16 protein-coding genes are annotated in these 16,316 nt (G+C 62.8%); 6 read left to right on the top strand and 10 right to left on the bottom strand.

Annotation, left to right across the window (positions count from 1 at the left end):
• Positions 1-38 precede the first annotated feature (38 nt).
• On the bottom strand, positions 39-1,406 hold the full coding sequence (locus tag WBB07_RS29150) for a hypothetical protein (protein WP_526313199.1): 1,368 nt from the start codon (positions 1,404-1,406) through the stop codon (positions 39-41).
• Between the two features lie 364 nt (positions 1,407-1,770).
• Between WBB07_RS29150 and WBB07_RS29145 the strand changes: the two genes are divergently transcribed.
• The 4 genes from WBB07_RS29145 to WBB07_RS29130 all read left to right on the top strand — a co-directional run bounded on the left by WBB07_RS29145 (position 1,771) and on the right by WBB07_RS29130 (position 4,291).
• A complete protein-coding gene (locus WBB07_RS29145; RefSeq protein ID WP_526313197.1) occupies positions 1,771-2,049 on the top strand; it encodes a mycothiol transferase in 279 nt (92 codons plus the stop codon).
• 470 nt (positions 2,050-2,519) lie between these two features.
• Positions 2,520-2,825, top strand: a complete 306-nt coding sequence (locus WBB07_RS29140) for a nucleotidyltransferase domain-containing protein (RefSeq protein WP_526313195.1) — start codon at positions 2,520-2,522, stop codon at positions 2,823-2,825.
• A complete protein-coding gene (locus tag WBB07_RS29135; RefSeq protein ID WP_526313193.1) occupies positions 2,783-3,214 on the top strand; it encodes a hypothetical protein in 432 nt (143 codons plus the stop codon). Before WBB07_RS29140 ends, WBB07_RS29135 begins: the two co-directional genes overlap by 43 nt.
• A gap of 90 nt (positions 3,215-3,304) precedes the next feature.
• Entirely contained in the window at positions 3,305-4,291 is a 987-nt protein-coding gene (locus tag WBB07_RS29130; RefSeq protein ID WP_526313192.1) for a nitronate monooxygenase, read from the top strand.
• A gap of 51 nt (positions 4,292-4,342) precedes the next feature.
• Here WBB07_RS29130 and WBB07_RS29125 read toward each other — a convergent pair whose 3' ends face one another.
• The 4 genes from WBB07_RS29125 to WBB07_RS29110 form a co-directional block, all read right to left on the bottom strand.
• Positions 4,343-5,266, bottom strand: a complete 924-nt coding sequence (locus tag WBB07_RS29125) for a hypothetical protein (RefSeq protein WP_526313190.1) — start codon at positions 5,264-5,266, stop codon at positions 4,343-4,345.
• Positions 5,267-5,413: 147 nt separating this feature from the next.
• A complete protein-coding gene (locus tag WBB07_RS29120) occupies positions 5,414-6,073 on the bottom strand; it encodes a hypothetical protein (protein ID WP_526313188.1) in 660 nt (219 codons plus the stop codon).
• A gap of 149 nt (positions 6,074-6,222) precedes the next feature.
• On the bottom strand, positions 6,223-6,774 hold the full coding sequence (locus WBB07_RS29115; protein WP_526313186.1) for a TetR/AcrR family transcriptional regulator: 552 nt from the start codon (positions 6,772-6,774) through the stop codon (positions 6,223-6,225).
• A 705-nt stretch (positions 6,775-7,479) separates the two neighbouring features.
• Positions 7,480-7,950: a winged helix-turn-helix transcriptional regulator gene (locus WBB07_RS29110; protein WP_526313184.1), complete on the bottom strand. Its 471-nt coding sequence runs from the start codon at positions 7,948-7,950 to the stop codon at positions 7,480-7,482.
• 8 nt (positions 7,951-7,958) lie between these two features.
• Here WBB07_RS29110 and WBB07_RS29105 point away from each other — a divergent pair, with 8 nt between their 5' ends.
• On the top strand, positions 7,959-8,474 hold the full coding sequence (locus WBB07_RS29105) for a tautomerase family protein (protein WP_526313182.1): 516 nt from the start codon (positions 7,959-7,961) through the stop codon (positions 8,472-8,474).
• A gap of 647 nt (positions 8,475-9,121) precedes the next feature.
• On the opposite strand, the gene WBB07_RS29100 is transcribed toward WBB07_RS29105, so the two are convergent.
• Together WBB07_RS29100 and WBB07_RS29095 are read right to left on the bottom strand one after the other, a co-directional pair.
• The gene (locus tag WBB07_RS29100) at positions 9,122-9,742 is read right to left on the bottom strand and encodes a TetR/AcrR family transcriptional regulator (RefSeq protein WP_526313180.1); all 621 of its coding nucleotides are present in this window, start codon (positions 9,740-9,742) and stop codon (positions 9,122-9,124) included.
• On the bottom strand, positions 9,729-10,934 hold the full coding sequence (locus tag WBB07_RS29095) for an FAD-dependent oxidoreductase (RefSeq protein ID WP_526313178.1): 1,206 nt from the start codon (positions 10,932-10,934) through the stop codon (positions 9,729-9,731). The genes WBB07_RS29100 and WBB07_RS29095 overlap by 14 nt, the downstream gene beginning before the upstream one ends.
• 450 nt (positions 10,935-11,384) lie before the next feature.
• On the opposite strand from WBB07_RS29095, the gene WBB07_RS29090 reads away from it, so the two are divergent.
• Entirely contained in the window at positions 11,385-12,884 is a 1,500-nt protein-coding gene (locus tag WBB07_RS29090; protein ID WP_526313176.1) for a hypothetical protein, read from the top strand.
• Positions 12,885-13,043: 159 nt separating this feature from the next.
• Here the strand turns inward: WBB07_RS29090 and WBB07_RS29085 are convergent, their stop codons facing one another.
• The 3 genes from WBB07_RS29085 to WBB07_RS29075 all read right to left on the bottom strand — a co-directional run bounded on the left by WBB07_RS29085 (position 13,044) and on the right by WBB07_RS29075 (position 16,296).
• Complete coding sequence (locus tag WBB07_RS29085) at positions 13,044-13,490, bottom strand: MarR family winged helix-turn-helix transcriptional regulator (protein WP_526313174.1); 447 nt, start codon at positions 13,488-13,490, stop codon at positions 13,044-13,046.
• 116 nt (positions 13,491-13,606) lie between these two features.
• A complete protein-coding gene (gene lpdA / locus WBB07_RS29080) occupies positions 13,607-15,001 on the bottom strand; it encodes a dihydrolipoyl dehydrogenase (protein ID WP_526313172.1) in 1,395 nt (464 codons plus the stop codon).
• Positions 14,998-16,296, bottom strand: a complete 1,299-nt coding sequence (locus WBB07_RS29075; RefSeq protein ID WP_526313170.1) for a 2-oxo acid dehydrogenase subunit E2 — start codon at positions 16,294-16,296, stop codon at positions 14,998-15,000. Before WBB07_RS29075 ends, lpdA begins: the two co-directional genes overlap by 4 nt.
• Positions 16,297-16,316: the final 20 nt, after the last annotated feature.

Below are 16,316 nucleotides of genomic sequence, written 5' to 3'. Positions count from 1 at the left end.
GCTCAAGAGCGGGGCCCACTGATCTTGAAGGGGAGTGGCTACGCGGCGGCGCCGGAAGTGTCACTTCTGGATGCGCCGCTCTTGGTCCCAGTGCCGGCGCTGTCAGAGCCAGTCTCGCTTCCGGTCGATCCGCTCGGCTTCGTTTGCCGACCAGTCTTGCCGGCCTCGGCCTTGTTGCCGTTGGTCGCGTCGGTGCGACCATTTGGCCTAGCGGTGCGGGGCGAAGTCGAGCTCGATTCCGGCTTCGTCTTCGACTTCGATTCGCGCTTCAGCTCGGTTGCGGTGGAAGGCGTCTCGGACGCCGTAGGGGCTGGCTCGGACGCGGCTGGCTCCGTTGCGGCTGGTTCGGTCGCGGCTGGTTCTGTGGCGGCTGGCTCCGTTGCGGCTGGTTCGGTCGCGGCTGGTTCTGTTGCGGCTGGTTCGGTAGCGGTTGGTTCTGCCGGGGTGGTCTCCGACGCTGCGGTCTTTGTGGTTTCGGGGGTCCCCGCCTTCTCGGCGCCCACCGTGATAGTCGCAACCGACGAGGCGGCCGACGGTAGGGCGGACGGTCCGGTATCGGCCACCTGCGCTGCAAAGTCCGTGGCGGCCGGCGGTGCGATCGCAGTAGCGATTGTGTTGAGGGCCTGGATCAGCGAACCGACTATTCCGCCCCCCGGGCTGAGGAGACCAGGGGCGCCGGTGTGCGCAAATCCGTTGAGCGCCGCGTTAACGATCACGCCGGGAGTGGCGACTAGCGCACCGACCGCGCCCGGCACATCCCCGGCGTTTAGGGCGTCGAGGACGGCCTGCGCCTGGAATGTGGTCGCCTGCAGGGTGCCGTTGACGGTGGCGAGGGTTCCGAAACCCAGTCCGACCAGAATGGGCGGGAGAGTGGCGACGACGTTCGCAAAGTTCTGTACCACGGTGACCGGAATTTGAAGCAGGTTGACCAGCGGGAGAACCCCGCTTGCAATGAGTCCGAACCCGACACTGAAGAACGTATTGTAAGCCTCGTAGATCTGGCCGGCCAGAATCTGGCTGACGCCTTGTTGAAGATATGCTATTACCCCGTTGGGGTTGTCGAATCGCACGGCTTCGGCGAGATTCGATAACGAGGTTTGCAGCGCGGTGACCGTCTGCTCGCCATAGCCGATCCCGTTGAGGATCATCTGGTGCAGGATCGGCGCGGGGTTGTCCAGATAGGTTTGGACGAGCGCGCCGCTGTTGGTGAATGTCTCCTGGATGATCTGCACCCACTGATCGATGGGGTTCACCGCCGCGGTCAGCGCAACCTCCGCCGACGACATTGCTCGCACTTGGATTTCGGCGATGGAGGGCATCGGTTGCGCGATCGGGGCAAGCGCAATTACACCGGTCCCCACCAGCGCAATACCCATGTTGAAACGTGATCGAACGGCAACCTGCATGCCATCTCTCCTTAATTGACGAGGTCGTGACACCGGAAGGCTACCCAGCGCAAGTAGAGCTTCGGGGAGTATTTTTGGGTTAGCTGAAACAGCCTGGCCGCCCGCAAACAGCGACAATATGAAACTATGCTGCTCATTAAACTTGCTAACTACGCCCGGCAAAGCATCCCTTAAATGGGGTTAATTGAATGCGCAACAACCTTGTCGAGCATTCAAAATATGTTCTCTCTATTTAATGAAATAGCTGAGATGCTCTGTCTCAGAACGATCGCCAGATAATCACCTACGTTTGGTCAAGAAGCGAATTAGCTCCTTACAATAAAGGCTGAATATCTCTCACCTCGGCGTTCGCCACCATCTTGCCTTGCACCAGCGGCCGCTAGGGGACTGGAAGTCGACAAAGCGACCCGCCCGCGGCGACGCCGTCGCCAGTGTGCTCGCCGACTACCGCGACGCCGTGACACGGGCCAACCGGGTCATCGCCGACTACCTTGACCTCAGCGCTCCGGCGCCTTGCCCAGCCCGTCGACCGACCGCGGCATCCATGCGGTGGGTGTCGATCCGCATGATCGAAGAGACCGCACGGCACGCCGGTCACGCCGACATCTTGCGTGAGCAGATCGACGGGACCACCGGCCGCTGATGAGCTGATGAAACTCAAACCCACAGTTCACGAGCCGAAAAGTACACCCTTTCATCGCGACACTGCACCGCCCGATCTGGCACGATGCGTTCGACCACCACCTCGCCGAGGACGGCTTGGAGAGCACCGTGGTGGCCAGTGCACCCGGTTTCGCCGCCACCGTCTCCCTCGCCCGTCACCCCGCAACCATGGACAGGCGGTGACTCCCAAATTGACAGTCACCGACTTCACCACGGAGACAACGACTCCGAAATTCGTGGTCAAACGTTTGCCGATTCCGCCGTCAGAGTCTTGTGGCACGGCGATTACTGGTTCGGACGGACATGCGGCACAACCTGAACCCAAGGCTCATCCGCACTCACTCCTGAAGTTTGACATCGGACGAAGCCGAGACACGGACCTGCCGCCGACGGGCTAGGTCCGCTCTGTCTCGTTTCTAAAGATTCGAGGTTTGATCGGACCTGTCTCCCGTGCTCCCGCCTTCGCGCGGCCTGAGACCAGTGTCCTCGGGGCGCATACTTGTCGGCGTGCTTGATCATGTCGAGGTGGTGCGGCTGTACGGCCCCTGGAAGCTCCGAACACCTCGCGATGCGGCCAGCTTTCTCAGCGGTTACTCGTGCCGGTGGTGGGTCGCCGGCGGTTGGGCGATCGATGCGTTCACGGGGACCGAGCGTGCGCATGGAGATCTCGACATCGGAATCCCACGCGCGGAAGCAGAGAGTTCATCAAGTTCGTGGGCGCCAGCCTGGATGTGTGGGCGGCGGCGGGAACCTTGACACCGCTCTCTATCGACGGGACGAGTGTTCCAGACGGCTGCAACAACCTATGGTTGCGGGCCAGCGGCGCCGATCCCTGGGAGTACGACGTCCTCCTCGACAACGTTCGTGAGCAGACCTGGGTCTACAAGCGTTCTTCCGACATCACGCGGCCCCTCAGCGATTGTCTGTGGTCGCGCGACGGCATCACGTACCTACGGCCCGAGATCCAACTTCTCCTCAAAGCGAAGCACGCCCGGCCGAAGGACACTCTCGACCTCGAGCGCTGCCTCCGAACTCTCGACGACGACAGCCGCACGTGGCTCACTCACACAGTGCGCCACGAAAACCCACAGCACCCCTGGGTCCGGAGACTGACCGCCAGTGATGGTCCGTCATCTCGTTTGTAGAGATTCGAGGTCGATCAGTTCCTGTCTCGGCCAACCAGCGGGGAGCCGAAGTTTCCCCGTGGGATGGCCACAGCGTCCTATGGTGGTCGGGTGGATTTGCTGGATCGGTGGAAGGTTGACAGCCCGGTAGCACAGGCGGGAATGGGCAACATGGCTCCGCCTGCTCTTGCGGCTGCCGTTGCCCGCGCTGGCGGGCTGGGCACCATCGGTATGTGCGCGCCCGCCAAGTTGGCGGCCGCGATCGATTGGGTGCGTCAAGAAGCTCCTGGCCGGTCCGTCGCGGTCAATCTGCTTATGCCCTTTGCTAATTCAGCTCACGTCGAGGTGTGCATCAAACACCGGATCGACGTGGCGGTGATCGCGTTTGGCGGGGATGCCGCCCTAGTCGAGCATCTGCGTGCCGCGGGTATCGCGGTCTTCGTATTGGTCGGGACCGAGTCGCAGGCACGCAGGGCGCTCGACGGGTGGGGCGCAGACGGTCTGTTCGCCCAAGGTAGCGAGGCTGGTGGACATCTCGCAGGTCGAACGCCGGCTCGGTCATTCTTACCGACCGCAGTTGCCGTGGCTGATCACCGTCCGGTGCTCCTGGCTGGTGGAATAGCAGACGGCGCCGACACGCGGGCCGCCATGAACGCTGGAGCGGCAGGGGTCGTTGCCGGTACCCGGTTCTTGCTCACGTATGAGTCCGGGGCCCATGCTGCGTATCAGCAGCGACTTCTCCACTGCGAGAAGACCATTGCGACCACCCTGTTTGGTCTCAGTTGGCCCGCGCGTCACCGGGTCGCCCCGAACGAAGCCACGCGACGGTGGTGTCATCCCGATGGGACCGCGCGACGGCTGCCGTCGATCCTCAACGCCAAGAGTTCGGTTCTCGCCCGCCTCGGTACAGAGGATGCAAACGACAGGGCAGTCCTGCGGCTCCAGCGACCCTGGCTTCCCGTCTTTACCCCAGCAGCGCCAACCACGGATGTACCCGGTCACTGGATTGAACGCTCAGCGCTCTACGGGGGTGACTCGGCCCTACGGATGCATTCGGTGGTCAGCGCGGCCGAAGCGCTGAGCTCGTTGAGTAACTGACCCCACTTGCGTGTCTCGTTTCTAGAGATTCGAGGTCGATCAGCTCTTGTCTCAGCTGGCTCGCTCATCGGTCTGCGTGGCGGCGATGAAGATGTCGTCGAGTACGCGGGGTCGGCCGGCGCGAAGAGCGGTGGCTCGGGAGGCGTGGTTGTGACGGTCGATGGTTCCGATCAGTAGATCTTCTCTGTCAGCAGCCCAACGATGCGCCCATTCGCACTGGGTCGACGCGGCAAAGTGCTTGCCGGCGTGTACTACGCTGATGACCTCCTCGTTGATCTCCTGGCCGGTGATCCAGCCAATCGCACCGGGTACCACCGCGAACACACCCACCGTGTTTTCACCGCTGCGGATGGCCCACATCTGTTGATGTGCATACCAATCCCGAAGGTCGTCGGGTTGAGCCGGGTAGAGATTGTTCGCTAGCCCGGGATCTTTTGCGGCTAGGTGGGCGTAGCGGTCGGCGACTAGGCGAAGAGCGTGTTCTGCGGTGTCGAATCGTTTGAGAATGACGTGGCCGTCCGTAGGGGCCATGTCGTGGCATCGGGCGAGGTGGATGCTCCCATCGAGAATGACGTCGGGTCGATCGGCCAGCAGGTGGGGCGTGGTTCGCATCCGCAGAAAGCGCACGTTGAAGTTTGACCATTCGGCTGTGACGCAGCTGGTGAGGGCGTCGATGTCGTCGAAGCTGTGGGCGAGGACGTCGACGAAGGGGCGTGCGGTGTCGCGTGCGTAGAACCTGATTCCGCCCAGCAGGTCACCGCGTGCGGTGCGAACGTGCCGGTGGGCGTAGTCCAGCGACGGGATGCCTTGCAGCCCAAGATGATCGGAGAAGGCTCGGGCGAACTCGCCGTTACCCACCAAGCCGCCCTGCTCGTCAATCCACCGATCGACTTTGCCTGTCCCTGAAGAGCCGAACAACAGCTCCGCCAACGCAAACTCATCGGTCAGCGACGGCCACTTCCCAGTACCCCCCACCGTTACAGTATTGGCGCACGCATCGGATGCAGCAACCACAATTTTTTGGAGCGCAACAGCCCTCATCGAAACCTTGTCTCGCTTCTAAAAAACGAGACAGATCAGATCCTGTCTCGGCGATTGCTTAAGACGTACGACGTTACGACGTCAGTGGTCGGTCGGCGCATCTGTTTGCTGTGCGTGCGCGGCGATTATCCAGTTGCTGAACTCGGCAGCCAGATGCCAGCGGTGGGCTGCGATGAGGACGTTGGGGAGGACGGCGGGAAATTCGACGGTGAGGAGGGCTTCCATGCTGCCGTCTTGGTCGCGAAACTGGTGGCGCACCGCCCCAACGGCGAAGCCGTCGTCAAGGACTGCTTGTCCCGCGATCTGAACAGGGTAATTCGAGTCTATGGGTACCGACACCTGTTCAGCACAGGTGTAATCGACGAGAAAGCGTGTCGCGGTGGGTGATCCGCCGGTGGTTTCGATGACTTCCTGACGTCCGTCGGGGAGCCTGCGCAGCAGGTAATGGTCGGGGCATGCCGTGATCATGTCGACCTCGGCATTGTCGGCGGTGAGGTTGTTGAACCAGGTGGCGAATTCAAGGGCCGAGCAGCCGGTGGCTCGTAGCCGGGTGACGCTGTAGGTGGTGCGTCCACGGCTGGCGATTGCAGCCAGCCGTGCAGTTCGCTCGGCGAAAGCCAATTCACGGTGGAGCATGGCGTAGATTCCAGCGTGGCCCAGGCCGGTCTTCAGGGTGACCAGGGCTGCTCGCTGGGCGGGCAGGTCGGTTTCTAGAACGGATCGAGTAGCCGCGTCGGGCATCAATTCTGCTATGGCGCGTGGACCCAGTCGGCGAGCGAGCTTGTTGAGAACCGCGGTAGCCCTGCGGTGTTCCCATTCTTCGACGTCACTCCGTGCGACGGTCGTGCCGTTGATGACGGCGGTGATGATCGGTGCAGTGCTCATCTGTCTCAGTGCCTCTTATGTTTCGGGTGGGAGATGCCGTCAAGGACGAGTTGGACGAGTTGGCGGCAAAATCGATGGTCGAAGGTTTCGCGGGTGACCAATGTGCGGAACTGCAGTGGTGCGATCAGGGCTTCCAGCACTAAGCGAGGGTCGGTGTCAGCAGGAATCTCTTGACGTTCGACGGCTCGGTCGACGGTGATGCGCATGGTGTTCAGTCGTGTGTTCCAAAAGTCGAATCGGATTTGGGCCCAGCGCGTTTCGTCCCCGCTAGAAGCCAGCACGTGGCTCCACGCCTTGCCGGCGGGGGTGGTGAGGTAGTCGGCAACCGCACACGTCAGATCGGTCAGATCGGTTCTGATCGACCCAGTGTCGGGCACCGGAATGGTTCGCCGGCTGTGCGCCAGCAGCGTTTCGACGATCAGGTTGTCGCGACCACCCCAACGTCGATAGATCGATGCCTCGTTCACCCCGGCTCGGGCCGCCACGTCACTGATCGTGAAGTCGGCGAAACCCTTGTCTGCCATCACATCGAGGGTGGCGTCGGTGACCGCTTGCACGACCCTTGCCGATCGACCACCCGGGCGCCGCTGTGGTTGGCCGGAAGTCACAACCCACACCGCAATCGCAAGACAGCCATGCTTTAACAGTGTCACGCAGTGATCCCTAAAAACAAGTTCTGCTCGCTTTTACGGCAGCCCGTAGCGCCCCGGCCCTTTGTGCCGCCCGGCCTGATACGGGATAGAGCACCGCAGTCATGCAAGCACCGCCAATAGCTGCAGACTCGTTTCTAGAGAACGAGAGCGGTCTGAAGACTCTGGATGGCCGCATATCCCAGGCCGCAGAGTCTCATTTCCTGCCTCGCACCGTCACACGACCGCCGTACGGCGCGAGCATTGAACCGCCTGCGTATCTCACGAACTTGGCACAAATGCCCGATACTTGGAGCCGCTTTCCGCGGAGATCGTTCCGGTAAGCCTTTGGACCGCCCCGGGGAGATCGGACATGACGGCCCCCGTCTTACAGGTCACCAGTGTTTACCTCGAAGGACTTCTACGAACGGTGTCCAATCACACCTGGACGGGCTCGTCATTGCCGGCGGATTGCGCGATCGCCGCGGATCGGCGCCGATGGCGCATTGCATGTTTGATGTCGCTGCGTGCTGGTGGGTGTCGGTGACATCGTGCGCGCAAGGGCATGCCAGTCGCTGGATTCGACTGTGGTGGTGGCTACTTCGGACGACGATCTGGGAGTTGACCCGCGTCTCAGCTGGAGGCGGTGAGCCCTGGCCCCGCCTCGACGACGACGTCACGCGCGGTCAATTCGGAGCCACACCGATCGCACGCGTGGAGCACTTCGGCATGTCCACCACAGTCGCGGTGCCGGTATAGCAGGAACGGGCCGTCGGGCGCCAGGTATTTGTCGCCCCAGGTACGTAGCGCCATCAGAATGGGGTAGAGGTCCATGCCCTTGTCGGTCAACCGATACTCGTGGCGGGTGCGGTGCTGGTCCTTGTACGCCACACGTTCGAAGATGCCGGCATCCACCAGTTGCGCCAGTCGCTGGGCGAGTACGGCGCGTGACAGGCCCATCGTGGTTTGGAATTGGTCGAATCGCCGGACGCCCATGAAGGCTTGGCGCAACAAGATGAGCGTCCATCGGTCCCCGAGCAGGGCGACCGGACGTGCGATCGAGCACTGCTGATCCTTCAAGTCGTCCCGTGGCACAGTGGCCATGCTAGCACTTGCGTTCGTTTATCGAACTCAGTACGTTGAGTTCGGTATTAGAACTCAATGGCAAAACCACGACCCACCGAAACGAGAACAACATGCCGCTCTATCAGGTGGTCGCCCCCCAGGACCTGCTCACGGACGACCTTCGTCGCCGGATTGCTGGCGAGATCACGAGGATTCATACGACGCACACTGGGGCACCGGCGGTCTTCGTCAACGTCCTGTTCCAAGACGCTCCCGCCGGCCGTCTCTTCACCGCGGGCGAGCCGTCGCGCACCACGATCATCGTCGGCAACATCCGCGCGGGCCGCGAGCTCGCCGTGCGGCAGGCGATGCTGCGTGACCTTGCCGAGATGTGGACCGCGCAGACCGGACGGTCCGGCGGAGAACTGCTGATGTCGATCCAGGAGGTCGACCCCCGTGCGTCGATGGAGGCAAGCCTGATCATGCCCGCGCCGGGGGAGGAGGCTGCCTGGTTCGCCGAGCACGAGGAGCGGCTCCGCGAACTCGGGCTGACGGCGCCCTGACGGGGTGAACGCCAGCGGGTCCGGGTGATCGCCCCGAGATAGGCGGATGACCAGTGGCCGAGACGATGAAAGTAGTGCGGTTTCACCACTTTGGTGGCCCGAACATGCGTCGCTACAAAGACGTTCCCGTTCCCGACCTGAATCCGGGAGAGATGCTCGTCCGGGTTCGGGCACGAACGAGCCGAGCAGGGGCATAAACGAGGGACGCTGGTCCTGACCCAGCTAAAAGATCCCTGCATCCTGCTTGGACCCGCTGACGCGAGCGATTCCGATCGACGCGGTGCCTGGGATGCTCGCCACCCTGCGCGAGTGGTCCGAAGCGGTGAAACGGGACATCCGCGTGCGCCCGGTGACGGTGCCGACCGCATGATGGGTGTGCGTTCTCGACAAGTCGAGGACGGCAGGTTGACCCTGCGCGTGGCCAACGTGCTGCCGGCTCACGAGGCCGTCGAGGCCCACCGACTCCTGGATGCAGGCGGCCTACGTGGTCGACTCGTACTCGATATCTCTCGGCTTCCCCTGATGCCGAGCACGTCTCGAGTTTGACGGAGATCAGCGTCAGTCGTGCGGAAGGCGTGGAGCCTCTTCGGCGGCCCACTGCAGCTGGGCGGGCAATGCAGCAGTACATACCGGTGCGCTCCCATGGTCTACCGCGGTTTGGTTGGTGGTGTTCCCGGTATGTGAAACAGTCGCATCGTTGCGGTGAGTGCGTCACGCAGCGTTCCGGCAGCGAGGTTGTCGAGCCAGTATCGGATTGCGACGTGAATGGCAGCAACGACTAGTGCCGCTGCCAGGTGTGGTTGGAGTTCGACTGATGCGTCGCCGTTCGTGCGGGCGGCGATTTCGGTCGCGATGAGGTGCACGATCTGTGCGTCGGATTTTCGCTCTTCGGCGACTAGGGACGGCTCGCTACGGATCAGCTGTACCCGAGCGATCCAGTCGCGGTCGGGTTCATCGGCGAACAGGTCGAGCGCGGCGGCCGTGAGTGCAGCGTGGAGTGGTTCGCGAGCTGGTCGGGCGCGTAGAGCTGTGCAAAATTGATCGGCGCGAAAAGCCGCGACGCTGACAATGGCGGCCTCTTTGCTGGAGAAATAGTTGTTGAACGTCCGTGGTGAGATGCCAGCCTCGGCGGCGATGTCTTCGACGCGCACCTGAGTGATTCCTCGTTCGACGGCTAGCCGCAGTGCCACCGAACTGAGTAGGGCGCGAGTTTGGCGTTTCTTGCGTTCACGTAGTCCAGGTGTGCCGTTGTGGTCAGGGTCCGTCATGGTGGCTATCTTTGCTGTCGTGTGCAAATGCGTACTCACGCAGTGCGTGTGGCTTGTCCGTTTGGTGACCCAACAAGTAGGAAGTCAGCGGGGTGGAGAGCAGCATGTTGCGGGCGAGGATACCCAGGCGCGACTTGGGTATCGAGATGTTGGTGAATAGGCCGGACTGTTTCTGCGTGACCAAGGGGCGTTGGGCCGCTTCGTAGCGGGCCAAGGCTGCGGTGGTCGGGCCGCCCTCTGCGATCTCGCCGGCCAGGCGGTAGGCGCCGGTCAGTGCCAATAGCGCGCCCGCCCCGGAGGCTGGCGATGCACAATACGCGGCGTCTCCTACCAGGACGACTCGGCCGTTGGACCAGGACGGCATCTGCACCTGATCGAGGGCATCGAAGTAGAAGTCGTCGGCGGCGTCAGCGGCCGCGAGCATTTGCGGCACATGCCATCCCAGTCCGGTGAACGCCTCCCGGAGTAGGCGTCGCTGCGCGTCCGTGTCACGGTAGTCATAGCTCAGGGGGTGCCGGCTCCGGAACGTGAAGTTGATCAGCCCATGGCCCGGCTCGGCTCGGAAGATAGCTGCCGACAAACCTGGCTCGTTGTAGAAGGTTGTCCAATGGTGTTCGCCCACAGCTAGATCGGCACCGGCGACCGCGTAGTAGTGATGCTTGAAGACCCGGAATCGATCTTCGGGGCCGAACGCCAAACGGCGTACACCAGAGTGAATCCCGTCAGCCCCGACAACCAGATCAAAGCGTCGCTGTGACCCGCTGCGGAAGGTTGCGTCAACTCCGTCAGGGTCCTGATCAAGGGCGGTGATCGTATCGCCGAAGAGGTACTCGACGTCGTCGTGGGTCGTGTCGTTGAGCAGGCGTGCCAGATCTCCGCGGGTGATTTCGATGTCTTCGGAACCCACCATGGTGTGGATGCCTGCTGTAGTGATCCGAGCGCGTTGCCGATCGCGGCGATCGACAAATCGCATGCCTTGGGTGTCCAGCGCGCAGGCCCGAACGGCCATGCTGAGACCCATCCGTTCGATAATCGAGAGTGCCTCACCCCGGATGTCGACACCGTTGCCGCCTGCGCGCAATGCTTCAGATTGTTCGACAACGGCCACCTCGAAACCGGCACGGACGAGCCAGAATGCGGTAGCGGGGCCAGCCAGGCTGGCGCCCGAGATCAAGATCGAAGGCTTCGGCATGATCGCAGCGTCGCAAATTATTGCGCGATACGCAATATTGCCGATCCGGCAATGTTGCGCTGATTGTCCCGGTCCCAAGGTGTGTCGTATCGGTCGAATCGACGGGGTGGGGTAGCGGCAAAGGCTCATTCGCAGCGTGGGAAATGAAGCATGTCGTGAGACAAGCGGCGATGAAGTCGACCCGAGGCGGTCTCGGAAAGCTCAGGTTGGCGCCATCTCCCAATGGAACGAGTTTGAGAACCTGCGGCGCCGGCCGTGATGGCGCTGGGCGCTGATGTTCAGATTCGGCGGCGATCTGCGCAATGGTGACAAGGTCGAGTGCTTTGCGGCGGAACTCTTCGGGGCGATTGCCTTTGGGCATTTAGTTAAATGTAGTTAATTGTTACCCCTCAATTAGGTGCATTTAAATATGTGTTTGCCGACATGCGCATGATCTGAGCCTGACATCCAATGTTGCAGTATCGCGCAATTTGCGAAGAGTCAAAACAACTTGCGAATCCTCCGATATTGCATCATCAATTGCTTCCTCAGGTAACTTTCAGATATCCAGTCCGTCAATTACCAGGAGATTGCATGAGTGCTGCCGTCCGCTCACGTCTGAACATCGGCATTGCGGTGGCCGGTGCCGGAGCGATAGCGCTTGCCCCGATCAATCCATCGATGCCCACCATCTCCGAGCCGCTGGCGCAGTCGGTGTCCACGGCGGCGGTTGCGCTCAGCGCGGCGGTCAATCCCATTGAGCAGTGGGCACAGATCATCAGCGAGGCATTCACCAATGGCGCCGCGCTGGTCGAGGCCTATCTGGACAATCCCGCGCCGATCCTGCGCCAGCTGATCCTCAATGGAATCGGCTATGGCGAAACGACGGTCACGGCACTGCAGGCGACAGTCACCAACCTCATCGACAACTTACGGTTGGACAACCCGAACGGGCTTCCGGCGAACCTCCGAAATGCCTGGGATCTGCTTCTGGCCGGTGACATCGCCAACGGCCTGCCGCCCCTGTATTCATCATTTGTGGGATATCTGCTCTTCAGCACCCTTCCGGTGATCAACGTGCTTCAGATCCCGATTGACATGGCACAGAACTTCGCAAATGTCGTCGAGGCAGGTATGACGGGCATCGTGGGGCTGGTTTTCGGTGCCCTCTCCGCTCCCCAGGCCGCCGTTGAGGGAGCCTCAGACCAGCTCCAGGCCGTTTACAACGCGATACAAGCCGGTGACTGGCTGGGCACAATCAACGAGGTGCTCGGCGTTCCTGGTGCATTCGTCGATGGATTGGTCAACGGGTACGGCTACAACGCCGGCCTGCTGAACCCGGACGGTCTTGTTGACATGGCGATCAGAGCTCTGAACACGATCGCAGAGGCGCTTGGTGCGGCGCCGGTGGCGACGTCGATGCTCGCGCCCTTCGCTGCGAAGGTGGCCGATTCCGGACCGTCCGCCCTGCCTTCGGACGTCTTGACCGTTGAGACGGTCACCTTGGACACCGATGTCGTGGCAACCGGTGATGGAGCGCCGGCCGCAACAACGGAGACCACTCCGGCAGAATCTACCCTCACCGATCCTGTCTCCTTCGAACCCGTTGCTTCTGAACCCATTCCGGCGGAGCCCAGCGTGACTGAACCGGTCGCAACCGAACCCGTGGCGACCGAACCTGCCGCCACGGAACCCACCGCTACCGAACCCACGACGCCATCCACCGATATCGAGACCAAGCCTGCCTCGAAACGGGAATCGAAGGCGGTATCGCAGCGGACATCCGATGATGACACCGGCAGCGCCGGCGGCAGCCGGTCCGAGCTCAGCAAGAAGGACACATCCACCAAGTCGGGCCGGTCGACCAGCCGCGAGAGCCGCTCGGACAGCACCGGTTCCGGCAAGGGCAGCGCCAGCTCCGACAAGAGCGGCGGCGAATCCGGAAGTGGTTCTTCCGGCGCCGCGGCGTAAACACCTCGTCACGACCGGTGGGCCCCGCTTCTGAGCGGGGCCCACTGCCGTCTGCTATCCGGGAGCTGGGACCTACGTCGCGATGCTCAACGGGGCTGAGCCTCGCCGACGAACTCCCCTGGAGGCGTTGACCGCGCCATCCGAGGTCCAGGTGTCGGGCTACCCCTGCGGGTAGGGATCCAATGCGCGAATCCGATTCGGATGATCGTGTTGGAGTTCGTCTGTACGAGTGAGGAATTCGGCTATGAGGGCGATCTCCGCTGGGCTGTGATCGTTCAGCAACATCTCGCCGCCTCGACCCAGCAGCGGGGCGGCGAGTTCTGAGAGTCGGCGCGCAGCGAGATCCGTAGCCACTACGATGACCCGGCGGCGATCAGCGGGATCCAACGATCGGCTGACGTAACCCAACTTCTCCAGGCGGTTCAGCATCATCGTGGTGCCGGCGGCGGTGAGGCCAAGATTGGCGTGGAACTGTTGCGGTGCTTGGGAAATGAACTTCGGACCGTGGTCTCTGCGCAGTGCCGCCGGCGGGCCGGAGTTCGCACGGTGAGGCCGGTCAATGTAGCGGTCGATATCCGTCGCGCTGTGGTCGGACGGTTGGGACAACAGCGGACGTGCACGCTGTTGTCCCAACCGTCTCAACGTTGCAGGAACTCCTCGAGTGCGATGCCACCCTGTGGCAGGCCGGCGTGCGGAGGGATTCTGTTGGCTGCGTGCTTTGCTCAGAGATTGATCATGTGCCCTTCGAGGCCGTGGATGGCTTCTTGGAGTGCCTCGCCGAGGGTCGGGTGGACGTGGATGTTGCGGGACAGTTCGAAGGAGCCGAGTTCCCATTTCTGGGCGAGAGTGAGTTCGGGCAGTAGTTCGGCGACGTCCGGGCCGACAAGATGCCCGCCCAGGAGTGCGCCATGTTCGTCTGCGAGCAGTTTGACGAAGCCGACCGCGTCGCCGAGTCCGTGTGCTTTGCCGTTTGCCGAGAACGGATACTTGGCGACGCGGATGGTGCCGTGCTCTTCGCGTGCCTGTTCTTCGGTCAGCCCGAAGCTGGCGACCTGCGGTTGGCAGAAGGTGGCCCGGGGTGCCATTCGGTAGTCGTCGATCTCCATCGTCGTTGCACCCGCGATGGTTTCGGCGGCGATGATGCCCATTGCCTCGGCGACGTGCGCGAGTTGCAGCTTCATGGTGACGTCGCCGATGGCGTACACGTGCGGGTTGGTGGTGCGCATCCGGGCATCGATAGTGATGGCGCCACGAGGGTCGATGTCGACGTCGGCCGTGTCCAGCCCCAGCCCGGCGGAGTTGGGAGCGAAGCCGGTCGCGACCAGCACCCGTGCCGCCTCCACAGAGTGGGAGGCTGTCTCTGTCGTCCAGCTGACTTCGACGCTGGTGCCGTGGTCGTGAACCTTCTCGATGCGCGCACTGGTGTGAACCGCTACGCCCAGGCGCTTGTAGGCGCGGGTCATCTCTTTCGACACGTCGGAGTCTTCGACGGGAAGGATGCGGTCGCAGTACTCCAGGATTGTCACCTCCACACCGAAACTGGCTGCGATGTAGGCAAATTCCATGCCGATCGCGCCGCCGCCGATGATGGCCAGGGAAGCCGGAAGCGTGTCGTCGAGGATCATCTCTTCGTAGGTGACGATGTTGGCCGATGTGGTGATGCCCTCGGGCAGCCGTGGCCGGGATCCGGTGGCCACGATCGCGTCGGTGAACCCGATGCTGGTGGCGGTCCCGTCGGGACCGGTGAGCTGCAGCGTCTGACTCGAGGTGAAGTGCGCGCGCCCGGACAGCTCGGAGATCGAGTTCTTCCGCATGAGGTAGTGGATGCCGGCCGCGCGACCATCGGCGACTTCGCGGCTGCGTTCGTGGGCGCGCGCATAGTCGAAGTGCGATTGTCCCCGGATGCCGAAGTGGTCGGCCTGCCGGCGCCAGATGTCGGCCAGTTCGGCGTTGCGCAGCAAAGCTTTTGAGGGGATACAGCCGACGTTGAGGCAGACTCCACCCCAGTATCGCTCTTCGACGATGGCTACGGTCTTGCCGAGTTGCGCGGCGCGGATCGCGGCGACGTATCCTCCGGGTCCTGCGCCGATGACAACAACATCAAAAGTGGTGCTCACAGGAACGCCTCCGTCGGATCGGTCAGGATGGCGGCCGTATCGGCGAGCAGCTGGGAGCCCTCCTGGCCGTCGAGCACCCGGTGGTCGAAAGACAGGGCCAGTTGGAGAACCGATCGGGGTTCGATGCGCTCGTCGGCACCGGTGCCGACCACCCAAGGAATCCGCCGGATGGCGCCCACGGCGAGAATTGCCGTTTCGCCGGGATTCAGGATCGGCGTGCCGGTGTCGACGCCGAACACGCCGACATTGCTGATGGTGGTGGTGCCGCCGGCCATCGCCTCAGGCGCGGTACGGCCGTCCCGGGCAGTGTGGGCAAGCTGCCCGATGGCGTCGGCGAGGTCTCGCAAGGAGAGTCGGTCTGCGCCCTTGATGTTGGGCACCACCAGCCCCCGAGGGGTGGCCGCCGCGATACCCAGATTCACCTGACCCGGTAAAACGATCTCTTGTGCGTCCTCGTCCCAGCGAGCGTTGGCCATCGGGGTCCGGCGAAGCGCATGCAGGTAGGCACGGGCCACGAATGTCAGTGGTGTGGCTTTGATGTCGCGGAACTCGCGGCGTGCGAGAACGCGGTCCCGCAGTGCCAGCGTCGCTGTCAGGTCCACGGCCACGAACTCGGTGACGTGCGGTGCGGTGAACGCCGACGCGACCATCGCGGCAGCGGTGTGCTTGCGGACGCCCTTGATGGGGATGCGGGTTTCACCGAGCATTGGCGAGGCGGGGCTTGATTGCGGGTCGGCTCTGTGGGGCGCGGCCGGCGGTGAGGCGGATTCGCGGGCCGCGGCGGCCAGGACGTCGGTGCGCCGGATCACGTCGTTGTCGCCACTGGGGGGCACTGTGGCCAGATCGACTCCGAGAACTTCGGCGAGTTTGCGCACCGGAGGCTTGGCGCGAGGACGGTCGGGACGAGGTTGAGCCGCTGGGCGCCGCCGCCCGCGCCGCTTCACCGAATCCTCTTCGCGGGCACCGTATCCGACGAGCAACTTGGGCTCGTCGCCACCGGGCTGCGGGTCTTCGGCTGGGGTGCTCTGGCTCTGAGCGCCGGGTTGGTCAACGGTTGCGATGCTGATGATTGCCGTGCCCACGGCGACGGTTTCACCCTGCCTCGCCGAGAGTTCGACGACGGTACCGGAGTAGGGCGAGGGCAATTCGACCAGAGACTTGGCCGTTTCGATTTCCACGATGATCTGATTGACCTCGACGGTGTCGCCGGCAGCGACATGCCAGGTGACGATTTCGGCTTCGGTCAGGCCTTCACCCACATCGGGCAGCAGGAACTGCCGGGCGGATTTTGTCATGACAGGTGTTCTCCTGAAGT

The sequence above is a fragment of the Mycobacterium sp. genome (genome assembly GCF_049647605.1).
In the GTDB taxonomy this organism is placed as follows: Bacteria; Actinomycetota; Actinomycetes; order Mycobacteriales; family Mycobacteriaceae; genus Mycobacterium.
The sequence above is the reverse complement of the archived record's forward strand: the minus strand, read 5'-3'. Positions and strand labels throughout refer to the sequence as shown.

Coding starts and splice junctions, on each gene's coding strand:
- WBB07_RS29150 (WP_526313199.1), bottom strand. CDS start 1,406: ATGCAGGTTGCCGTTCGATCACGTTTCAACATGGGTATTGCGCTGGTG.
- WBB07_RS29100 (WP_526313180.1), bottom strand. CDS start 9,742: ATGACGGACCCTGACCACAACGGCACACCTGGACTACGTGAACGCAAG.
- WBB07_RS29095 (WP_526313178.1), bottom strand. CDS start 10,934: ATGCCGAAGCCTTCGATCTTGATCTCGGGCGCCAGCCTGGCTGGCCCC.
- WBB07_RS29110 (WP_526313184.1), bottom strand. CDS start 7,950: ATGGCCACTGTGCCACGGGACGACTTGAAGGATCAGCAGTGCTCGATC.
- WBB07_RS29120 (WP_526313188.1), bottom strand. CDS start 6,073: ATGCCCGACGCGGCTACTCGATCCGTTCTAGAAACCGACCTGCCCGCC.
- WBB07_RS29090 (WP_526313176.1), top strand. CDS start 11,385: ATGTTGCAGTATCGCGCAATTTGCGAAGAGTCAAAACAACTTGCGAAT.
- WBB07_RS29075 (WP_526313170.1), bottom strand. CDS start 16,296: ATGACAAAATCCGCCCGGCAGTTCCTGCTGCCCGATGTGGGTGAAGGC.